Source organism: Pleurocapsa sp. PCC 7319 (genome assembly GCF_000332195.1).
Taxonomy (GTDB): domain Bacteria; phylum Cyanobacteriota; class Cyanobacteriia; order Cyanobacteriales; family Xenococcaceae; genus Waterburya.
Window position 1 is genome coordinate 6,359,777 of record NZ_KB235922.1, and the last position, 19,318, is coordinate 6,379,094.

14 protein-coding genes and 1 tRNA gene are annotated in these 19,318 nt (G+C 39.7%); 8 read left to right on the top strand and 7 right to left on the bottom strand.

The window, feature by feature from the left end; all coding sequences use genetic code 11:
- Positions 1–140: 140 nt before the first annotated feature.
- The 3 genes from PLEUR7319_RS0132880 to hisD all read right to left on the bottom strand — a co-directional run bounded on the left by PLEUR7319_RS0132880 (position 141) and on the right by hisD (position 2,445).
- Positions 141–229: transfer RNA gene (locus PLEUR7319_RS0132880), tRNA-Ser, on the bottom strand.
- A gap of 92 nt (positions 230–321) precedes the next feature.
- Positions 322–1,101: a mannosyl-3-phosphoglycerate phosphatase gene (locus tag PLEUR7319_RS37465; protein WP_019509503.1), complete on the bottom strand. Its 780-nt coding sequence runs from the start codon at positions 1,099–1,101 to the stop codon at positions 322–324.
- Between the two features lie 51 nt (positions 1,102–1,152).
- Positions 1,153–2,445, bottom strand: coding sequence for a histidinol dehydrogenase (hisD, locus tag PLEUR7319_RS0132890; protein ID WP_019509504.1), 1,293 nt, complete (start codon positions 2,443–2,445; stop codon positions 1,153–1,155).
- 357 nt (positions 2,446–2,802) lie between these two features.
- Here hisD and PLEUR7319_RS0132895 point away from each other — a divergent pair, with 357 nt between their 5' ends.
- Positions 2,803–5,868 carry a Calx-beta domain-containing protein gene (locus PLEUR7319_RS0132895; RefSeq protein ID WP_019509505.1) on the top strand — a complete coding sequence of 1,022 codons (3,066 nt, stop codon included), beginning with the start codon at positions 2,803–2,805 and terminating at the stop codon, positions 5,866–5,868.
- A gap of 17 nt (positions 5,869–5,885) precedes the next feature.
- On the opposite strand, the gene PLEUR7319_RS0132900 is transcribed toward PLEUR7319_RS0132895, so the two are convergent.
- Together PLEUR7319_RS0132900 and PLEUR7319_RS0132905 are read right to left on the bottom strand one after the other, a co-directional pair.
- Entirely contained in the window at positions 5,886–7,364 is a 1,479-nt protein-coding gene (locus tag PLEUR7319_RS0132900; protein WP_019509506.1) for an aldehyde dehydrogenase family protein, read from the bottom strand.
- A 320-nt stretch (positions 7,365–7,684) separates the two neighbouring features.
- Complete coding sequence (locus PLEUR7319_RS0132905) at positions 7,685–7,891, bottom strand: NblA/ycf18 family protein (protein WP_019509507.1); 207 nt, start codon at positions 7,889–7,891, stop codon at positions 7,685–7,687.
- Positions 7,892–8,794: 903 nt separating this feature from the next.
- On the opposite strand from PLEUR7319_RS0132905, the gene PLEUR7319_RS0132910 reads away from it, so the two are divergent.
- Complete coding sequence (locus PLEUR7319_RS0132910) at positions 8,795–10,306, top strand: DnaJ domain-containing protein (RefSeq protein WP_019509508.1); 1,512 nt, start codon at positions 8,795–8,797, stop codon at positions 10,304–10,306.
- A gap of 137 nt (positions 10,307–10,443) precedes the next feature.
- On the opposite strand, the gene PLEUR7319_RS0132915 is transcribed toward PLEUR7319_RS0132910, so the two are convergent.
- A complete protein-coding gene (locus PLEUR7319_RS0132915) occupies positions 10,444–11,190 on the bottom strand; it encodes an SDR family oxidoreductase (RefSeq protein ID WP_019509509.1) in 747 nt (248 codons plus the stop codon).
- Between the two features lie 273 nt (positions 11,191–11,463).
- Here PLEUR7319_RS0132915 and PLEUR7319_RS0132920 point away from each other — a divergent pair, with 273 nt between their 5' ends.
- The 5 genes from PLEUR7319_RS0132920 (at position 11,464) to gor (ending at position 15,270) form a co-directional block, all read left to right on the top strand.
- Positions 11,464–11,991, top strand: a complete 528-nt coding sequence (locus tag PLEUR7319_RS0132920) for a peroxiredoxin (RefSeq protein WP_019509510.1) — start codon at positions 11,464–11,466, stop codon at positions 11,989–11,991.
- 52 nt (positions 11,992–12,043) lie between these two features.
- Positions 12,044–12,817, top strand: a complete 774-nt coding sequence (locus PLEUR7319_RS0132925; RefSeq protein WP_019509511.1) for a ZIP family metal transporter — start codon at positions 12,044–12,046, stop codon at positions 12,815–12,817.
- 49 nt (positions 12,818–12,866) lie between these two features.
- The gene (dps, locus tag PLEUR7319_RS0132930) at positions 12,867–13,370 is read left to right on the top strand and encodes a DNA starvation/stationary phase protection protein Dps (RefSeq protein ID WP_019509512.1); all 504 of its coding nucleotides are present in this window, start codon (positions 12,867–12,869) and stop codon (positions 13,368–13,370) included.
- 168 nt (positions 13,371–13,538) lie between these two features.
- Positions 13,539–13,820, top strand: a complete 282-nt coding sequence (locus tag PLEUR7319_RS0132935) for a DUF4090 family protein (RefSeq protein WP_019509513.1) — start codon at positions 13,539–13,541, stop codon at positions 13,818–13,820.
- Between the two features lie 94 nt (positions 13,821–13,914).
- The gene (gene gor, locus PLEUR7319_RS0132940) at positions 13,915–15,270 is read left to right on the top strand and encodes a glutathione-disulfide reductase (protein WP_019509514.1); all 1,356 of its coding nucleotides are present in this window, start codon (positions 13,915–13,917) and stop codon (positions 15,268–15,270) included.
- A gap of 171 nt (positions 15,271–15,441) precedes the next feature.
- Here gor and PLEUR7319_RS0132945 read toward each other — a convergent pair whose 3' ends face one another.
- On the bottom strand, positions 15,442–17,274 hold the full coding sequence (locus tag PLEUR7319_RS0132945; RefSeq protein WP_019509515.1) for a tetratricopeptide repeat protein: 1,833 nt from the start codon (positions 17,272–17,274) through the stop codon (positions 15,442–15,444).
- A 246-nt stretch (positions 17,275–17,520) separates the two neighbouring features.
- Here PLEUR7319_RS0132945 and PLEUR7319_RS38755 point away from each other — a divergent pair, with 246 nt between their 5' ends.
- A complete protein-coding gene (locus PLEUR7319_RS38755) occupies positions 17,521–19,179 on the top strand; it encodes a DUF3685 domain-containing protein (protein WP_144054415.1) in 1,659 nt (552 codons plus the stop codon).
- Positions 19,180–19,318 lie beyond the last annotated feature (139 nt).

Below are 19,318 nucleotides of genomic sequence, written 5' to 3' on the forward strand. Positions count from 1 at the left end.
AAAGGTTTGAATTCTTTTTTGTGATGGCTAATAGCTAATGACTAATGACTAATTGCTCGTTTAATAGACTGGAATTGTACTCGATATCTTGTAAAGTATCAGCTCTATAAGCTTAAGAAAATATGTATCTTGTATTAACACGGAGAGGGGGGGATTCGAACCCCCGATGAAGTTTACACCCCATAACTCCTTAGCAGGGAGCCGCTTTCAACCGCTCAGCCACCTCTCCTTAGGCTTACCGATTTAGCATTATAACAGATTTATTTGGGCTGGGGAGATAATTTTTGATTAAATCCGCAAACAGCTGCGAGCTTTACTCGTTTAATCATGATAGTCTTGACAAATTTGTCTGATTGATTTGACCCAAGCTGAAATAAAATCAGTTTGCCAGTCTTGGTTTTTCGGAACATCGACTAAAGTTAGCGTATCTAAAGCCTCTGCTACATTTCCATCTATCTGACCTAAACCAACGGGAGTGAGTTTATCCTGGGAGACGGTTTGATAATTCTGGATTAACCACTGTACTGCTTTTTTGGGGTCTGCCCCTTGACCCATGATTAAGGATAATCTGTCGCCAAATATTATTTTGAAACCATATTCAGTGGCTACTTGTCGTAGTTCTTGAATTGCAATTCGATTGGGGGTTAAAAAATACTCACTAAATTCTCTAGCTTTAGCTCGACGGGCCATAGCTAATGATGAGCCAATTAATGGTTGAATATCCTCTTCATCCAGATCGCCAAAACCACGCAAGATTTTGCCTATTTCTTCCTGTACAGCTTTCAAAGCTGCCCTGGCTTCAGTATAGGTGCATCCCAGCTGATAAAGATGATAATCATCTACTTTAGTAGTTTCTGAAGTTATAAGAAGATGGTTATCTTGAGGAATAAAAATACCGCTACCTTGCTCTACTATTAAAGGGTCATTTAAACCAATTTTCTGCGATAAGCTGGTTATTTCTGCACGAGTGTTATCAGTTATAAGAATTAAAGGAATATTTTTGTGCTTCAATTCTTGAATCACTGAGATAACTGACTCATAATTTTGCTCTTCCAGTGGCGGTAGTAGTATATCAAGATTAGTAAAAATAATTAAAGACATTATTTTTGTGTATCAATCAAATATTAACTATTGACAGTCAACTACTACCAACTATTCGGTTCTAAATTTCACAGAATCAGCGTGAGAAGGTAAACCTTCAGCTTGAGCCAAAATTTGAATAGTGCTAGACATCTTTTTCAGGGCTGTTGCCGAGTACTGAATTAGGCTTGAGTGTTTCATAAAGGTTTCTACTCCTAATGCAGAAGCATAGCGAGCAGCTCCTGACGTCGGTAAAGTATGATTAGGTCCTGCTAGATAGTCTCCTGTAGCCTCTGGTGTAGAATTACCAATAAAAATAGCCCCAGCGTGACGAATTTGTGCAATTAAATCCCAAGGGTCTGCTATTTCTAACTCTAGATGTTCTGGTGCAAATAAATTGGAAAGTTCTGCTGCATCCTCCAACGAATCTACCACCACAATCAAACCGTAGTGAGCGATCGCTTTTTCTGTAAGAGTTTTACGGGGATGGTTTGCCAGCTGTCTGCTAACTTCCTGCTGGACCTGCTGTGCTAAATTGGCATCAGTAGTTAACAGGATCGCTGCCGCCATTGGATCGTGCTCTGCCTGTGCCAGTAAATCTGCGGCAACGTAAATGGGATTAGCTTGTTCGTCAGCAATGATTAATACTTCTGAAGGACCAGCTAGGGAATCAATACCCACTGTACCGTAAACTATCTTTTTGGCTAAGGTGACGTAAATATTACCAGGGCCTGTAATTACATCCACTTTAGGAATAGTTTCGGTACCATAAGCCAGTGATCCTATGGCTTGGGCTCCTCCAACTCGATAAATCTCTTCAATACCAGCTTCTTGTGCTGCTACTAACACTGCCGGATTAATTTTGCCATCTTGATCAGGGGGAGTAACCATCACGATTCGTGGTACATCGGCTACTTTGGCGGGGATAGCATTCATCAATACGGTACTGGGATAAGCAGCTCGCCCCCCAGGAATATACAAACCTGCTCGATCCACAGGAGTGTAACGTTTACCCAAGACGACATCATCTTCTTCAAACTGAACCCAAGACTTGGGAACTCGCTGACGATGAAAGGCTTCTATTTTGTGGCAGGCTGCTTGGATAGCACGCAGTAGGTCTTTCGATATCTGCTGATAAGCAGCATCCAGTTCTGAACCGCTAACTAGCAATTGCTCGGCGGTAAATACTTGCCGATCAAATTTTTCTGTATATTCCAGTAAAGCGCGATCGCCATTTTGCTTGACATTAGTGACAATTTTTCTGACCATGGCTTCCATGGGTAGAATATCATCACCATTATTGCGATCGCCGATCCGCTTTAATTCAATTTGTGCCTCAGTTTGCCGATCAATTATTCGCAGCATCGAGAACCCCATATCCATTTGAGCTATTAAACTTAGTGAGCTTATACTATATAAGATTTCTATTATAAGAATCTTTACAGTAAGAAACTTATCCTACCCATAGCTTAACGTGGATCTATAATTACTCGCTTTGTTAACAACTCAGCTAACTATTTTCTCTAATTTAGCTCAATCCCTTCAACCTGCTTAAATTTACATATTACTTTAGAGAAATAAAATATCGTGATTATTGGCGAACGATCGCTTTATGGAGCAATTCCCTAATAATTTGCTGAGTTATGGCGATCGCTAATCTTATAACGAGTAGGCTTTTACTCGACACATTCTAATTTTGAAGGTTACTCTTGAGGCGGCAAAATGGTCAGAGAGAGAAAACCAATGGTCAATCCTGGGATTATTTCCATAGATTTAGAAGCATTACGCATTAATGAGGCAGCACAAGAAGCTATTATCCCTATTATCCGAACCGAAGGTAGTGATGGAACAGTCCTAGTAGATTATTCAATCAATGATGGCACCGCTACAGGAGAGAATGACTTTGCAGCCACTTCTGAAACTCTAACCTTTGCGCCTGGAGAGACAAGTAAGGAAATAGTAGTTCCCATTCTGAATGATACAATCCCTGAAACAGATGAGACTTTTAATATTGCGATCGGAAATTCTGTAGGAGCAGAACTGGGAGGAATTAGAACTGCGATCATAACTATTGAAGATAATGATGAGACCGATCTAGATACCATTTCTTTCAGTCAAGGAGAATATAACTTCGGAGAAGAACAAGGTGAAGCGAGTATTTCGCTAACCCGAACTGGCGACACTAACCAGACAGTTTCAGTGGACTATACTACTGAAGATGATTACGCACGATCTGGGACTGATTACACAACTGTTTCGGGTACGCTGACCTTTGGCTCCGGTGAGACGAGCAAGACTTTTATCGTTCCACTTCTGGATGACAACCTACCAGAGTTAAATGAATCTCTGAACTTGACCCTGAGTAATCCAGTGGGAATCGATCTGGGTGTACAGAATACTGCTAGATTGATTGTCGAAGATAATGACGAATCTCCCTTCGTTTTCGAACGGGAGGTAGTTGTTTCCGGATTAGCAGAAGGAAATAGAGATACCAAAAGATTATCTGGACCAACTGCTTTTGATTGGACTCCAGATGGCAAAATGTTAATCGCCAAACTAGATGGCATTGTAAGGGTCTCCGACGATGGTGAACTGTTGGAACAGCCATTTATTGATATTTCGGAACAAGTGAATACCGGTGGTCAGCGGGGGCTGCTTGGTTTAGCCGTACATCCAGAATTTCCCGAAAATCCTTATGTTTACCTCGCTTTCTCTTACGATCCCCCTGAAGAAGAGCCAGATCTAGACAAGGTTGGACGTGTAACTCGGTTAATTCGCGTTGAAGCCGACCCCAATTCTAACTACACAACGGCTGTGCCTGGAAGTGAAGTTATCCTGCTAGAAACACCCCCGGTCAATAACTTCCATGCTGCTGGTGCCATTCACTTCGGCAATGATGGTTCGCTTTTTTTCAGCCATGGAGATGGTTCTCAGGTTAGTGATTCTCCTACTCCTGAAGAGACCGAATTACTTCAAAGTATTGATTATCCTTTTGGCAAACTGTTTCGCCTCGATCCAATTACTGGGGAAGGCTACCCAGACAATCCTTTTTACGACGGAGATCCCACTAGCATTCAATCTAAGGTATACAACTATGGTTTGCGCAATCCCTGGCGGTATACCATTCATCCAGATACTGGGGAACCCTTCATTGGCGATGTAGGCTGGACAAATTGGGAAGAAATTAATAAAGGTCGGGGAGTAAATTTCGGTTGGCCGCTGTATGAAGGAGGAAATAGTGTAAATCTAAGAACTACAGCTCTTGCTGACGAACCCGAATTTCAAGAGCTTTATGCTAGTACATCAGACGTGACGGCTCCAATCTATGCTCGTAACCATAGCGATGGTGCCAGATCGATTACTCTGGGTGATTTTTATACTGGCACAACCTATCCTGAAGTCTATCAAGGAGCATTATTCTTCAGTGATTTTGGTAATAGTGCTGAGGTTAATGCGTTGCTTTTCGATGATCAAGGGAATGTAGATTCAGCTACGCCTTTCACAGAGGAACCTGCTGTGACTCAAATCTCTGCGGGTCCAGATTCAAATCTTTATTTCTCGAACCTATTTTCGGGTGAAATTGGTCGCTGGGTCTTAAAGGATTCCTTCTTACCAGGTAAGCCAGATTATACTCTCCCTAACCAGTCTAACTTTAGCAACAGTGACGAAGCAGGAGTCTTTCTGTGGAAAGACTCGTTCGATGGTCCCTATCACCTGCGTACGGTTGGTGCTGGCGACCCAACCCAATTTGAAGTTAATTTAATTGCCAACGATAACCTTCTGGACGTGACTCCAGTTGCACTGGAAACTAAAGATGACTTGGAGATAAACGAATCCAGCTTTTCTTTAACTTCCAGGCTCGGTAAGTGGCAGGATGGAGTTGATTTTCACCTTCGTCTCGGTGCAGAAGCAATCTTTTCGGTCACTCAAGATGGGGTTGCTAATCCCCAACAAGTCAACGTTGGTCAGCAAGGAGCTAGACTATCCCCCGCTGGTTGGATTGTTTCCACAGACGATCTTCCAGATCGACCAGAATTCAGTTCGGGGAATGACTTAGGATTATTCTGGGGAAAAGGTGCGAGTGACAACCTGTTAGAGTTTCGTTGGAGTGGTGATGGAGATGTCCATGATACAAAGCTTTCAGTTCTGACGGCAGATCAAACTTCTAGCTTCTCACCCGTCTTACTGGGACCAAATGATAAAATCACCAACTTTACTAATGGAATTGAAATTGAGGGGCAAGTCGGTACAGGACATGATGGTCTGAACATTACTACAACACAACCAACCAAAATTGGAGTGACTTATGAGCAAGACGGTTTATTCCAACCCGATCTAGTTAATCCTTTGGAGGACGATCTGTTAGGATTACCAAACAGCTATCAACTTCCCTTAGCAACCCCTTACGGTCGACCAGAATACAACCCAGCGGAAGACAAAGGAATATTTTTGTGGTTGGATGAGCAGGACTTCTGGCATTTGCGAATGACAGGAGGTGAGTTAGGAAGTCGCTATGTGGGCTCAATTGTTTCGGATCAAGCGGCTATAGATGTGCAGACAGTTCAGCTAGAGGAGGCAGATGTGGTCAACACGGCTGACCCATTGAGGATTGATTTTGAGTTCCAAGTCTCGCAGTCAGAGGAGGATGGCATAGACTTTCGTTTTCAGGCTGGAGCTGCTTTGACATTAAATTTAGAAGAGCCTGGTGAACAAGCCGCTGCTCAATTACACGTAGGAGCAGAGCAATGGTCTGTTAGTGAACTCCCTCTTGACCTTAGTGGCTGGTAGTTGTTAACAGTGGATAATTATTGATTAATTTTGACCGTTACTGTTTTGACTTGTGTATATTCACGCAAACCGTATTCTCCTAGTTCACGACCAATACCAGATTGCTTAAAGCCACCAAATGGAGCAGCGGAGTTGAATACATCGTAACAATTAATCCACACTGTACCCACGCGCAGATGATGGGCAATTTTATGGGCCTTTGTAATATCTTGCGTCCAGATGGCAGCAGCTAAACCATATTTGGTATTATTGGCTCGACGAATTACCTCGTCAATATCTCGAAACTTGGTAATACTCATTACAGGACCAAAAATTTCCTCTTGAGCAATTGTCATCTGGTCTTGTACTTCAGTGAAGACCGTAGGTTCAATAAAGAAACCCCGATTGCCCACTCTACTTCCACCAAATTGCAAATTAGCTCCTTCCCTCATGCCTGCTTCGATATAGTGCATGACACGGTCAAACTGAATCTGACTGATTTGGGGCCCTTGTTCTGTCCTGGGATCCAAGGGATCGCCGACAATTCTCTTTTTAGCTCGTTCAATACTGCGAGCAACGAACTCTGGGTAGCATTTTTCTTCCACAAATATCCTCGAACCAGCAGTACAACATTGTCCTTGATTAAGGAATAAGCCCAAATGCGCTCCTTCGATAGCTGCATCTAGGTCGGTATCGGCAAAAACGATATTGGGATTCTTACTACCTAATTCTAAAGTTACTTGTTTGAGGTTACTTTGAGCAGCAGCAGTCATGATTAGATGACCTACATCTGTTGAACCAGTAAAGGCTAATTTATCGATGTCTTGATGACGAGCGATCGCTATTCCTAGTGTATTGCCAAAACCAGGGAGAATGTTCACTACTCCTGGGGGAAAGCCTGCTTCGATAATTAATTCTCCAACTTTAAGAGCAGTTAAGGGCGTGTAGCTCGAAGGTTTCAACACTACTGTATTGCCCGTTGCCAATGCTGGGGCTAACTTCCACGCTTGCATTAATAAAGGGAAGTTCCAGGGAATAATCTGACCAATAACGCCAATCGGTTCGTGTCTGGTGTAGCAAAGAAAATCTTTGGCCAAGGGTATGGTTTTACCTTGAATCTTATCAGCCCACCCTGCAAAGTAACGATAGCATTGAATTGCTAACGGAAGATCAATCTTGCTTGATTCCCTCAGTGGCTTACCATTATCTAGAGTTTCTAATTGTGCTAATTCTGCTTGATGTTCTTCAATTAAATTGGCTAACTTATAAAGTAAAACTGCGCGATCGCTTCCTGATACTCTTGACCATTCTCCTTCGGAAAAAGCTTTTCTTGCTGCCTGCACTGCCAATTCCAAATCAGCAGCACCTGCCAAAGCCACCTCACAGATTACCTCCTCGTTAGCAGGGTTAACTGTGGCAAACTTTTGACCAGAAATACTATCAACCCATTCATTATTAATTAAGAGTTGGGTCGCACTAATTTTTAGTGGTTGTTTTAAAGAAGTTACAGTAACCATAATTGCCTCTATTTTTTTCAGTGGCTATCCTTTCAGGATTTTGGCTAGCAGCTGCTCATTTAAACGGTGTAATCCAGAAGATATATTTTCACAGCAAGAAGAAAGACAGAAAATATTAACTTTCTATCTTCTTTTTGCTTAATACAAACACCCAGCATACAGGTGTCATAATCACAACTTCATAGCTTGCTGAACTTTGACGAGAAGCCGCCCTTCATAGGTCTACGCTTTTGTAGTTACTCCAAACTAAGTTATATTGGCGTAAGCTTTGCAATCATCCTAGCTACTCTTGTTCGTATAGCATTTACTAATGCTGAATTTTACAAGTAGCATTCCTTAAACATTTCTTTGCAGACATTTTCTTTAACCATGATCTGTCGAAATGCTTCCCGCAAATATTCTTTAGCCTGATCCAAAGTTAGGTGCTCAATTTCTCTTTCTAAAACTTGCAACTGAAATTGTTGCTCCAAGCTGAGTTGTCCAATTGTGTTGTTATTTTTGTTGTTGTTCTTATCTTTGTTATCCATGATTCGACTCCTTAAATTTAGTCCAAGATTGTTTCGCTTCTATTCAATGACTGTTTCAGACGATCAAGGAGTAAAATCTGGAAGCAGAATCGGCTGAGTAATCAAAAAAACATTAATTATTCAAAAAACTCAACCAGCTAAAGATTTTCAACTAGATAAATTTCGTAAGAACACAGCCATTGCTAGCCATTCATTGATACAAGTTTCTCTGAGTAAGTGCTCATCACTATTAGTAGATAGGTGTTCGATGTTGTTCTAGAGAGTTCAAAGTTGTCTTCTGAGCTAATAGAAAACTTGTAAGTTTGTTACTAGAAAATATAGGTATCTTTAGTAACACTTATGTATCAAGTATTAGTTTTATTTGATCACATTATAGCAAATTATTTTTGATAACTTTCTGATGTAATCATAAAAATTAGCTTTTTAAAGAAAGAGCATCAATGGCTTTTTAAAATTACCATTCCATATAAATATCCAGCTAAAATAACTCAAAATAGTAATTCAAGGCTAGCAATTGAGTTAAATCTATTTATTGTTTCTGAAAAAATAAGATGAAAAGGCAAGAAAATCTTGATAAATAACTAAAAATAAATGACTAAGCAGTAATTAAGAAAAATAGATCTCAAAGACAGGTCATATATTTTCAAGAGTTTGATTGAAGTTATATTGTCAAGTGTTGATAACTGATTGTTAGCAAATATTTGGCGTTTCAAGTCTATTGAGATGTACGATCTAATCTTTAGAAAATCAAATTAATTATATTTGAAATTTTTCGAGTATACTACATAGATTGAACATGATCTGACTGCGATCGCAGTCAGATTGAGAGATGTCCACTATCCTCAGTCTAGATATTAATAATCAATATAATTACTCATAAAAATATTATATTAATCATCAAATATGAACGATATTGCCCAATATTATGCCATTCTGGGAATTAAACATACAGCCTCTCCAGAGGCAACAAAAAAAGCTTATCGAAATTTAGCTAAAATCTGGCATCCAGATCGTTATCTTAATAATCCCTTACTTAAAGAAAAGGCTGAAATAGAAATCAAAAAAATCAATCAAGCCTACGCAGTAATCAAGGCTTATCAAACAGAAAATAGCCACAATTTAAATATCAAAAAAACTGTTACACAAAAAAATAATTATAAATCTACTTCAAAAGTTGTCAAAACTAAAAATACTCCAGAATTTTACTATCAGCAAGGAGTTGAATATGCTGAAGCAAAAAATTATGAAGATGCTTTAACTAATTTTACTCAAGCTATTAAACTAAATCCTGATTATCTAGAAGCATATCAGTATCGAGGTTATATTTTATCTAAGTTAGGTTATGAATATCGAGCCGATGCCGAATTTAAAAAAGCACACCGTATTAAAGTAAAAAATAAGAGCAAATATACTCCTGCTAATCAATATCAATCTCAAGCTTATACTTATCAGCAATATTCAACTAAGGCTACAAAAAATACTCAAAGTAATAACCAATTAAAATGCTATCACACTATTTTAGCAGCGAATCAAGCTATTAGATGTATAGCTATCGGCAAAAATAGCCAAGCTTTCGCCAGTGCCAATAATGACCCAGAAATAAAACTTTGGCAGTTAAATAATGGGCAGAGAATTACTACTCTTCGTGGGCATACAGATGCAGTCACCTGTTTAACAATGAGTAATAGTGGTCAAACTTTAGTTAGTGGTAGCCAAGATAAAACTATTCGATTTTGGGATCTAAAAGAAAAAAAAATAATTCGCACTTTAGGAGGATATTTTAATGGTCATCTAAATACAATAGTGGCTCTTGCTATTAGCCCCGATAATCAAACTTTACTAAGTTGTAGTGCCGATAAATCCCTCAAGATTTGGGATGTAAATAGAGGTAGAGAAACTCACAACATTTCTTTTTCTGCTGCCATGACTTGCATTGCATTTTCTCCTAATGGTCAAATATTTTGTAGTGGTGGTTTGGAGCCACAATTGAGAATTAGAGAAATTAAAAATGGGCAGGTAATTCGTTCAATTAATAATGACGGTGGCGTACTATCTTTAGCTTTTAGTCCCGACGGCAATTTGCTCGCTACAGGAGGTTTCAATCGTTGTCTTAAATTGTGGGATATAACTACAGGAAAAGAAATTTATACTCTTCAAGGACATTCAGATCGTGTATCAGCAGTCAACTTCAGTAGTGATGGCAAAACTCTCATCAGTGGTAGTTGGGATAAAACCATCAAGTTATGGAATCTAGTAACAGGAAAAAAAATAGCTAGTGTTACCGGACATACTAATAAAATTCATGCTATGGCGATTGCGCGGAGCGCACTGGCAAAGCCAATCGCCTCTGATAATCAAACTCTAATAAGTGGTAGTGCGGATCAGACGATTAAACTTTGGCGATATAATTTCTGACTATTGTCTAATTTTATCCATAAAACTAACACGGATATAAATTACCTAGGCGGAAGTAATGTATCAATTGTTTTAACTACTCGACAGGGATTGCCAACAGCAACTACTACTAGCTATCAACAAGTTAACCTAGACTGCTACTTCCCTCCCGTGATATCTATAAAAGAACCTGTAGTGTATGAAGCTTCAGCAGATAATAACCACAAAATTGCTGTTGCCACTTCAATTGCTTGACCACCTCTTTTCATAGGGATAAATTCTTTGACTCTCTCAATACGATCTGGTTCACCACCACTAGCATGAATTTCAGTGTCAATAAAACCAGGGCGCACAGCATTGACACGAATCCCTTCTTCAGCAACTTCTTTTGCCAAGCCAATCGTCATGGTGTCGATCGCTCCTTTTGAAGCAGCATAATCTACATATTCACCAGGAGAACCAAGGCGAGAAGCACCGGATGAAACATTAACAATAGCTCCTCCTGTACCACCGTGTTTGGTAGACATACGTTTTACAGCTTCTCTGGCACATAGAAAGCTGCCAATAATATTGGTAGCCAAGATTCGTTGCAGACGGTTAGCATCCATATTTTCAACCCGCATTTGCTGCTCTAAGATTCCGGCATTGTTGACTAGTGCTGTTACCGTTCCTAGTTGTCTGTCTACTGAATTAAAAAGAGCGATTACATCAGTCTCAGAAGCAACATCAGCAGAAAGAGCGATCGCTTTGTTTCCCAATTTTTTGATCCCATCAACAACTTTCTTGGCAGCCTCTTGATTACGAAGATAATTGACACAAACAGCATAACCTTTGTCGGCGGCAAGATAAGCAGTAGCGGCACCAATGCCACGACTCGCACCTGTAATTACAATAACTTTTTCCATCTTTCTAGAAGCTTTATAAACTACTTTTTATACTCAATCTCTATTAATAATTGCTTTAACGCATATTTTAAGTTGATTGGGGACTAGTGGTTCTGTCCGTTAATTCATGAGTAATACTAAAGATGTAATGATAAATGTTGCATATTGAAAGAATGAAATATCCTCAATACAACTTTTTTTTGCTGCTTGACAACTCATAGTCGTTATGAGTATGATTTATCTAATACGGCTCATGATGAGTACGAAAAAATTAAGTAAGGAGTAAGCTCAAAAATGATTGATACAGTACCAAGCGTAGTATTCAAAACCAGAGTGCGTGACGAATCTGTTGAAGGACCCAATCCTTTTCGTTGGCAGGATATGACTACAGAAGATATTTTTAAAGGTAAAAAAGTAGTCTTATTTTCTCTTCCTGGTGCATTCACTCCTACTTGTTCTTCCACTCATTTACCCGGATATGAGAAACACTACGAAGAATTTAAGTCTCTAGGTGTAGATGAAATTGTTTGTTTATCAGTTAACGATGCTTTTGTCATGTTCCAGTGGGGTAAGCAGCAAGGAGTCGAAAACGTATTCTTGCTTCCTGATGGTAATGGTGAATTTACGCGCAAGATGGGAATGTTAGTAGACAAAAATAATTTAGGATTTGGGATGCGTTCCTGGCGTTATTCGATGTTTGTCAACGACATGAAGATCGAAAAAATGTTTGTCGAACCAGATTTTGGTGATAACTGTCCTACCGATCCTTTTGAAGTATCCGATGCCGATACCATGTTGGCATATCTCAAAGAAGCCAAATAAACACTTCATTATGTAGGAGCATTATAAAAAATGTTCCTACCCAGAAAAAATCATGGGAACAATTTATCTTGGGACTATAGCTAGTTTAGGAGCTGGTTTAGCCACAGCAGTAGGTGCATTACCAATTTTGTTTACTGCTAATTTAGATAAAAAATGGCAAGGTATTCTTCTGGGTTTGGGTGGTGGAGTAATGTTAGCAGCCACAGCATTTTCCTTAATTATTCCAGGCAAAGAGGCTGCAGTAGATTTAGGTTATTCCCAAACGAATTCAGCTTTAGTTGTCAGTATCGGCGTGATTTTGGGTGCAAGTTTACTGTGGTTGATGCACAATTATTTTCCTCATGAGCATTTTCATCAAGGTAAAGAAGGTAAAATTACTGAAAACTTTCAACGAATCTGGTTATTTGTCATTGCGATCACGATTCATAATTTTCCCGAAGGTTTAGCAGTGGGTGTCGGTTTTGGCGATGGCAACATTAGTCATGGATTGCCCTTAGCTTTGGGTATTGGTTTACAGAATATGCCTGAAGGTTTAATAGTGGCATTAGCATTAAGAGAGTTAGACTATTCCATTAAATATGCTTTGGGGATTTCCTTACTAACTGGCTTAGTCGAACCGATTGGTGGTTTTTTGGGCGCGAGTATTGTTAATTTTGGTCAATCTTTCTTACCTTGGGGAATGGCGATCGCAGCAGGCTCGATGTTATTTGTGATTGTGGACGAAATTATTCCTGAAATCGACCGAGAAAGTACTGCCCAAGAAGGAACTTTGGGAATTATGACTGGATTTGTTGCCATGATGTTTTTGGATATTGCCTTTGGCTAATTAAATCTAGAATCTTTTAAACTTAATAGATACTAAGGAGAATTAAACTATGGTTTCTACCGTTTCTAAAAACAAGATTTACGCAACCCGTAACGACTTAGCAGAAAATATCAGAGTTAAAGCAATTGAGATTTTAAATCAAACCCTAGCAGCCACCCTAGATCTAAAAACTCAGGCTAAACAGGCACATTGGAATGTTAAGGGAATGGATTTTTATCAGTTACATGAACTGTTTGATGAAATAGCAACCGAACTAGAAGGATATGTTGATATGGTTGCTGAACGTGTTACAGCTTTAGGTGGTGTGGCAATGGGAACAGCCCGTATCGCTGCTGCTGAGTCTATTTTGTCTGAATATAACCTAGATGCAGTGACTGGAGAAGAACACGTAACTGCTTTAGCAGATCGCTTTGGTACTTATGCTAAACATGTCCGTGAGGCGATCGACACAACTGAGGAACTTGGTGATGCTGATACGGCAGATCTCTATACTGAAATCTCTCGTACAATTGATATGCGTCTTTGGTTCTTAGAAGCTCATTTAGTTAAGTAATCTAGACATCGTTGCTTATTCTTAAGTAATGACTTTCTATTAGCTATTGGGTTGCATTATGGCTTACCTTCAGTACCAAGCGGATATGCATCAAACCTATGATTTGCAATCTGCTTAGAATCTGTAAGGCAAGCATTTATTTATTTTATTAAACTAAAAGAGAATATCATGACTGACACCAAAGGTGCAGACGCGGTAGATAAGGCGATCGCTCAAGGTCTAGATTTAGATGGTTCTCCCATTCCAGCAAACAAGTTAGAACTATATAACAAGGTTATGGGGTTTGAAGCAGGAAGACAAAGAAGTGGTGTTACCAATACGATGCGCTCTCGTATTGTTAGGATTGGTGCAAAACATTTGGCTCAAGCCGAACTCAATCAAATGTTATTAGATGCGGAGTTTCCTCCTTTGAAAGATAAAGAAATCGCTTTTTATTACGGCGGTAAATAAAAGATTAAATCCCCCCTCTCTAAGTCAGGGGGAAAAATCATCTAAAAGCCAAAGCTTAGAGCTTAAAGCTATTTAACAAGGAGCATATTTCAAAATGAGTTATGATTTCGATCTATTTGTGATTGGTGCGGGTTCAGGGGGAATCGCTACTGCTAGACGTGCTGCCCAGTACGGTGCCAAAGTAGGAATTGTTGAGAGCGATCGCCTAGGAGGAACTTGTGTCAATCGAGGTTGTGTACCCAAAAAGTTAATGGTCTATGCCTCTCATTTTCCTGCTGCCTTTGAAGAATCTGCGGGCTACGGCTGGACTGTAGGTGAAAGCAGCTTTGATTGGGAGAAGATGATCGTTGCCGTCAATAATGAAGTCGATCGTCTCAATGGCATCTATGGAAGGATGTTAGATAACTCTGAAGTAAAGCTTTATCGGGGTCACGGGAAGTTCGTCGACTCCCATACCATTGAGATTGGTGATCAGAAAGTTACCGCAGAAAAAATCCTAATTGCAGTAGGTGGCAAACCAGTAAAACCTGATGAGATTCCTGGTGTGGAACATGCTATTACCTCCAGAGAAATTTTTCATGTCAAAGAACAACCCAAACGGATTGTAATCATTGGCGGTGGTTACATTGGCGTGGAGTTTGCCTGTATTCTTAATGGGTTGGGAACTGAAGTAACTATGGTAATTCGTCGAGATAAAATCTTGAATGGTTTTGACGACGATCTACGTAGCGAAATTCAAGAAGCTATGGAAAAGCATGGTATTCGGATTATTACCTGCAAACCTAAAATATCTATTGCCAAGAAGGATCATGGTTTAGAGATAACCATACCAGGAAACGATGGTCGAGAAGAAATTATTGTTGCCGATGCTGCCAGTCTTGCTGCCACAGGAAGAGAGCCTAACTTAGCTAATCTAGGTTTAGAGAATACCAAAGTCGAAGTAGTTAATGGTGCAGTAGCGGTAGATGAATATAATCAAACTGCTGAAGAGCATATTTATGCGGTAGGAGACTGTACCGATAAAATCAATTTAACTCCTGTAGCAATTAACGAAGGTCGAGCCTTTGCCGATACTCATTTTGGCGGACAATCTCGACAGATGAGCTATGAAAATATTCCCACTGCTGTATTTTCAACGCCCGAAGCAGCTACAGTAGGTTTAACTGAAGCCGAAGCTCGAGAAAAATATGGTGATGCAGTCAAAGTCTACCGCAGTAAGTTCCGTCCCATGTACTATACTCTGCCCGATAAACAGGAAAAAACTCTGATGAAGTTAATTGTAGATACTAGTACCAATAAGGTAGTTGGTGCGCACATGGTAGGAGATAGTGCAGCCGAAATCATACAGGGAGTAGCGATCGCAGTTAAGATGGGTGCAACTAAAGCTGATTTTGATGCCACCGTCGGTATCCATCCCAGTTCAGCCGAAGAGTTTGTGACAATGCGCTAATAATGAGTTTGAGTAGAAACAACTTTGTTAGAGAAACTAAACACTAATTTCACCAAGCGGATTTAGGATCACCACTTATTTTACTAATTACTAAATATCGCTTAAAGCCTAGAGCTTAGAGCTTAGAACTAATTGAAATTATTGAGTTTCACAGCCTCATTTAGCCCCAGATTAATTTTGTTTGTATTCTTCTAGCAATTTTGGGACATAATCGTAGCCATCTACGCCAATCAGAGTAATAATTTGCGATCGCCTTTGACTCAAGACTTGTGAAAACTCTTCTGGTCCGACTTGCCCTTGCAAAATTGACAATAATCCTGCTATTTGTCGCCACTCTACAGAGTTAATTTGATTAAGGAGATACATACCCAAACTGCCATAGGTGATTGCTGCTTCTCGATCTTCGATACTATAGTAGGCTTCAGCAAGATAGGAAAAGCTTAATCCTTGGAGATATACATCCCTCGAATTCTGAGCTAATTCTGCCCCTCTCGTTAAAGAGGCGATCGCAGCAGTGGGTTGCCCTAAGGTGACATAGGCGATTCCCAAACTACTCTGACCAAAAGATTGACTTTGTAAGTCTCCTTGTTTCTGAGCTAATGCTACTCCTTGTTCCAAGTAACGAATTGCCTCACTATAATTCTCAGCTGCCATACTTTCTCGCTGAAGTGCGCCCAAGACCTGAGCATAACCTAAGTTAACTAAAGCGTTAGCTTCGCCTAATTTGTCTCCTACCTGGCGGGCTGCAATTAAAGCCCTTTGGCTATAGTTAATTGCCTCGCTGTAGTTTTTTAGGTTAACTTTGGTACGGCTGAGGTGGTTAAGGTTGGCAATTTCGCAAGGGTAATCATCGGCTTGTATAGCGATTTCTAAGGCTTCTTGATGAAAGATGACAGCTTTGTCATAGGCTCCAATTGTCCGTTGAGAATAGCCTAATAAAGTCAAGATACGAGCTTTTTCTTCTGTTCCTTCCACTTGCTTAAGAGGTTCATTCAGATAATCGAGAGTATCCTGTAAATATTCCCCCGAAAAGGAGGCAAAGACACCGCTATAGAGAGGAAAGTCTTCCCGTTGAGCAAAAGTCCGCAAAATTTGCAGCATCATTAAAAAACAACCATCAGCTAATTCTGGCTTACTGTTAGCAAATGCTTGCCATAGCTCAGACCAAATAAAGGCAAAGGTAAGCAAAGTGCTATAAGAAAGTTCTTTGCCAAACTTAGAATTATATGGCTGTTGATCGTACCAGGTAACTAAACCTTGTTGAAGATAGTGCAGCAAAATAGCCAATTCTACCCAAGCTCTTAATTCGAGATTATTGGCAATTCTGGCAAAAGCGATCGCTGATTGTTGTTGAGCTAAAGTTTGAAATAACTGTTTGGGCAAAGTGCTAGATACTTTCTGCCCCCAAATACGCCAGGGATTAGGTTTTTCAGCGCCAAAACCCGAAAAATTACTCTCTGAAGAGTACATCCAGCTAACCAAATCACCTTCTAAAGCAGTGCAGGATTTTACGCCTTCAGTAATACCGGCAGCTAATTGTTGCCAATCTTGAGCTAGATTAGGATCTGTTTGACTATCGGCGGCAGTTTTTAAACTCTCAGCCAATTTACCCAACTGATCGATGCTGAGAAAATTATCTTGATTAGGATCAATTACTTTGACTATCGCTAGGAAATAGTCTTTAGGAGCGACAGCTAAAATATCTTCGGCAACTCTATCAATATCAGCATTAACTTGGTTTTCTTCCTGCCAACGTAACCATTGTTTTTCAATAGTTTGTAAGGCTCTAAGCACTCGAGTCGCTTTTAATTTCGTATCCAACTGCATTTTAGTTGTCTCGATCCGTTGATTCAGACAGCGTTCAAATATTTCTCCGGTGCCAGCCTCTACTTGTTCTACCAGCATTCTATAGACTCGCTCAAAGGAACTAATTTTTCCTTGGAGAGTCAGCTCAACAATTTGGTCGATGATGGCAAAATAGCGATCGCTTAAAGATTGAGACACAATGTTTATCTTTTATGAGTGAGCAACAAGATAGCAGTTTGCACTGGGATGAGTACCCTATTCTTTAACATAGGGCAAGTTAGCAACAGGTTAAAGGCAAACGACTGTAATGGATTTCAACTTTCAGAATTAGGTAATTACTTTAATTAACATTGAAGCAGGAAAAAATTATTATACCTTGTACTTTTAGTTTGATAATCAGTTGAGCAATATAATTGATTGTTATTGCCAGGTTATCGGCTAGAAATGACCAAAGACAAGATTAAACTGTTCATTGTTGATCGCGATTCCATCTTTCGTCTGGGTTTGTGTACGGCGATCGCACAATATGCCGATTTTGAAATTGTCGGTGAAGGAAACATTAGTAATGACACTTTGCGAGAACTTACTCAAGGTTTGATTCTCAATGTTTTGGTTCTTGGTGTTAGTTCTCATACATCTGCCTCAGAAATTTCCAGTCTTAAATTTTGTCAGCAATTAAGACTGTTATATCCTCAGCTGCCGTTATTTCTCCTAACGCCTAATTTTTCTCTGAGAAAACTGACCAAGATTCAATCTTGGGGTGTGCGAGGTTATTGTGAGCGTAATTCTAGTATTACAACGATTATTGAAGGCTTATATTCCGTTGCCTACGGCGATACTTATTGGCAGGTGGAAAATTTGCGTCCTCAGCTCTGGCAAAATGTTTTAGCTCGGATTAGTAAGCCTGGTAGATTGCAGATTGAAGAGAGTCTTAGAGAAATTGAGACGCAATTAAATAATCCCGATTTATCCGATTGGGAAAAAGTATTCTTAGTGGGTCGTAAGCGTGAATTATTGGCTGCCCGTTGGATATCTAATCGTTTTGTTACCGCAGAAATCGACTTAATTGAGAACTCATCACCAGTTGATAATCCATCTGATGCAGGAGAGTTGGCTCCTGTCACTCCTACGGAATTAGCCCCACTTCCAGTTTTTGAAGATTCTGTCAATAAAACCATCTTTGAGCAGGCAGTTATGAATATTCAATTGGGTTTATTTAATAAAACTAAAGTACCTTTGGAAATTGATATTCTTCAGCCACAAGTACAGAAAGACTTATGCTATCTAATTTTGAAACGCCTGAGTGATACTGTTAACAACGCTCCACTTTCCAATAACTTAGAGGATAATTATCATGATTACTTAACTACTCTTTGGCAATGGAGTACTGGTTCTTTTTTAAGTCAATATTATGGTCAACTAACTGTAGAAGAAGAACAAAAATTAATCACTTTAGTAGAACAAGAATTGAACCCAGTTAAAAGTCAGATTTTCAACTATATCTATGGTATTCCGGAGTTATTTGCCTACTTGTCAGGAAAACCAGGTTTGAAGGTCGATAATGTTATTTATCAATCTGATGCTCCAGAGGCGATCGCCCGTATTGAATTTTTGTTACATAATTTTATTATTCACCTTGCCAATGCTGTCATGCAGGTAATTTTAAATAATTTTTATGATTGGGAAATTTTTAAATATCAACTTTATCGATCTAACTATAAAAGCGATCGTGAGTTAGCTCGCTTTCGTAATCAATTGTCCTGGAGATATCGTCAAGAAATATATTTCACCCATCCCCAAGACATTTTCGAAAGTCGTCATCGTCTGTTTGTCTTCAATGATGGCAAAATTAGAACAATGTTTATTTATGCGCCTCGTAAAGAAGAATTAGAGCAGTTAACAGGGATATCTTGGTTGGTCACGATTGTGATTGAAATTCGAGATGCGATCGCACCACTGGTACGGAGGTTTGTCGCCCTCGCTGGTAATGCAGTGGTATTTGTTTTGACTCAGGTAATTGGCAAAAGTTTGGGTTTAATTGGGAAAGGTATTATTCAAGGAATTGGCAGCACGATTAAAGATATTCCGAATAGTAAAAAATAACGATGCCCAAGTTGGCAATCTATTTGAGTTCGGAATTTGGAGTTCGGAGTTTGGAATTCGGAGTTCGGAGTTCGGAGTTCGGAGTTCGGAGTTCGGAGTTCGGAGTTCGGAGTTCGGAGTTCGGAGTTCGGAGTTCGGA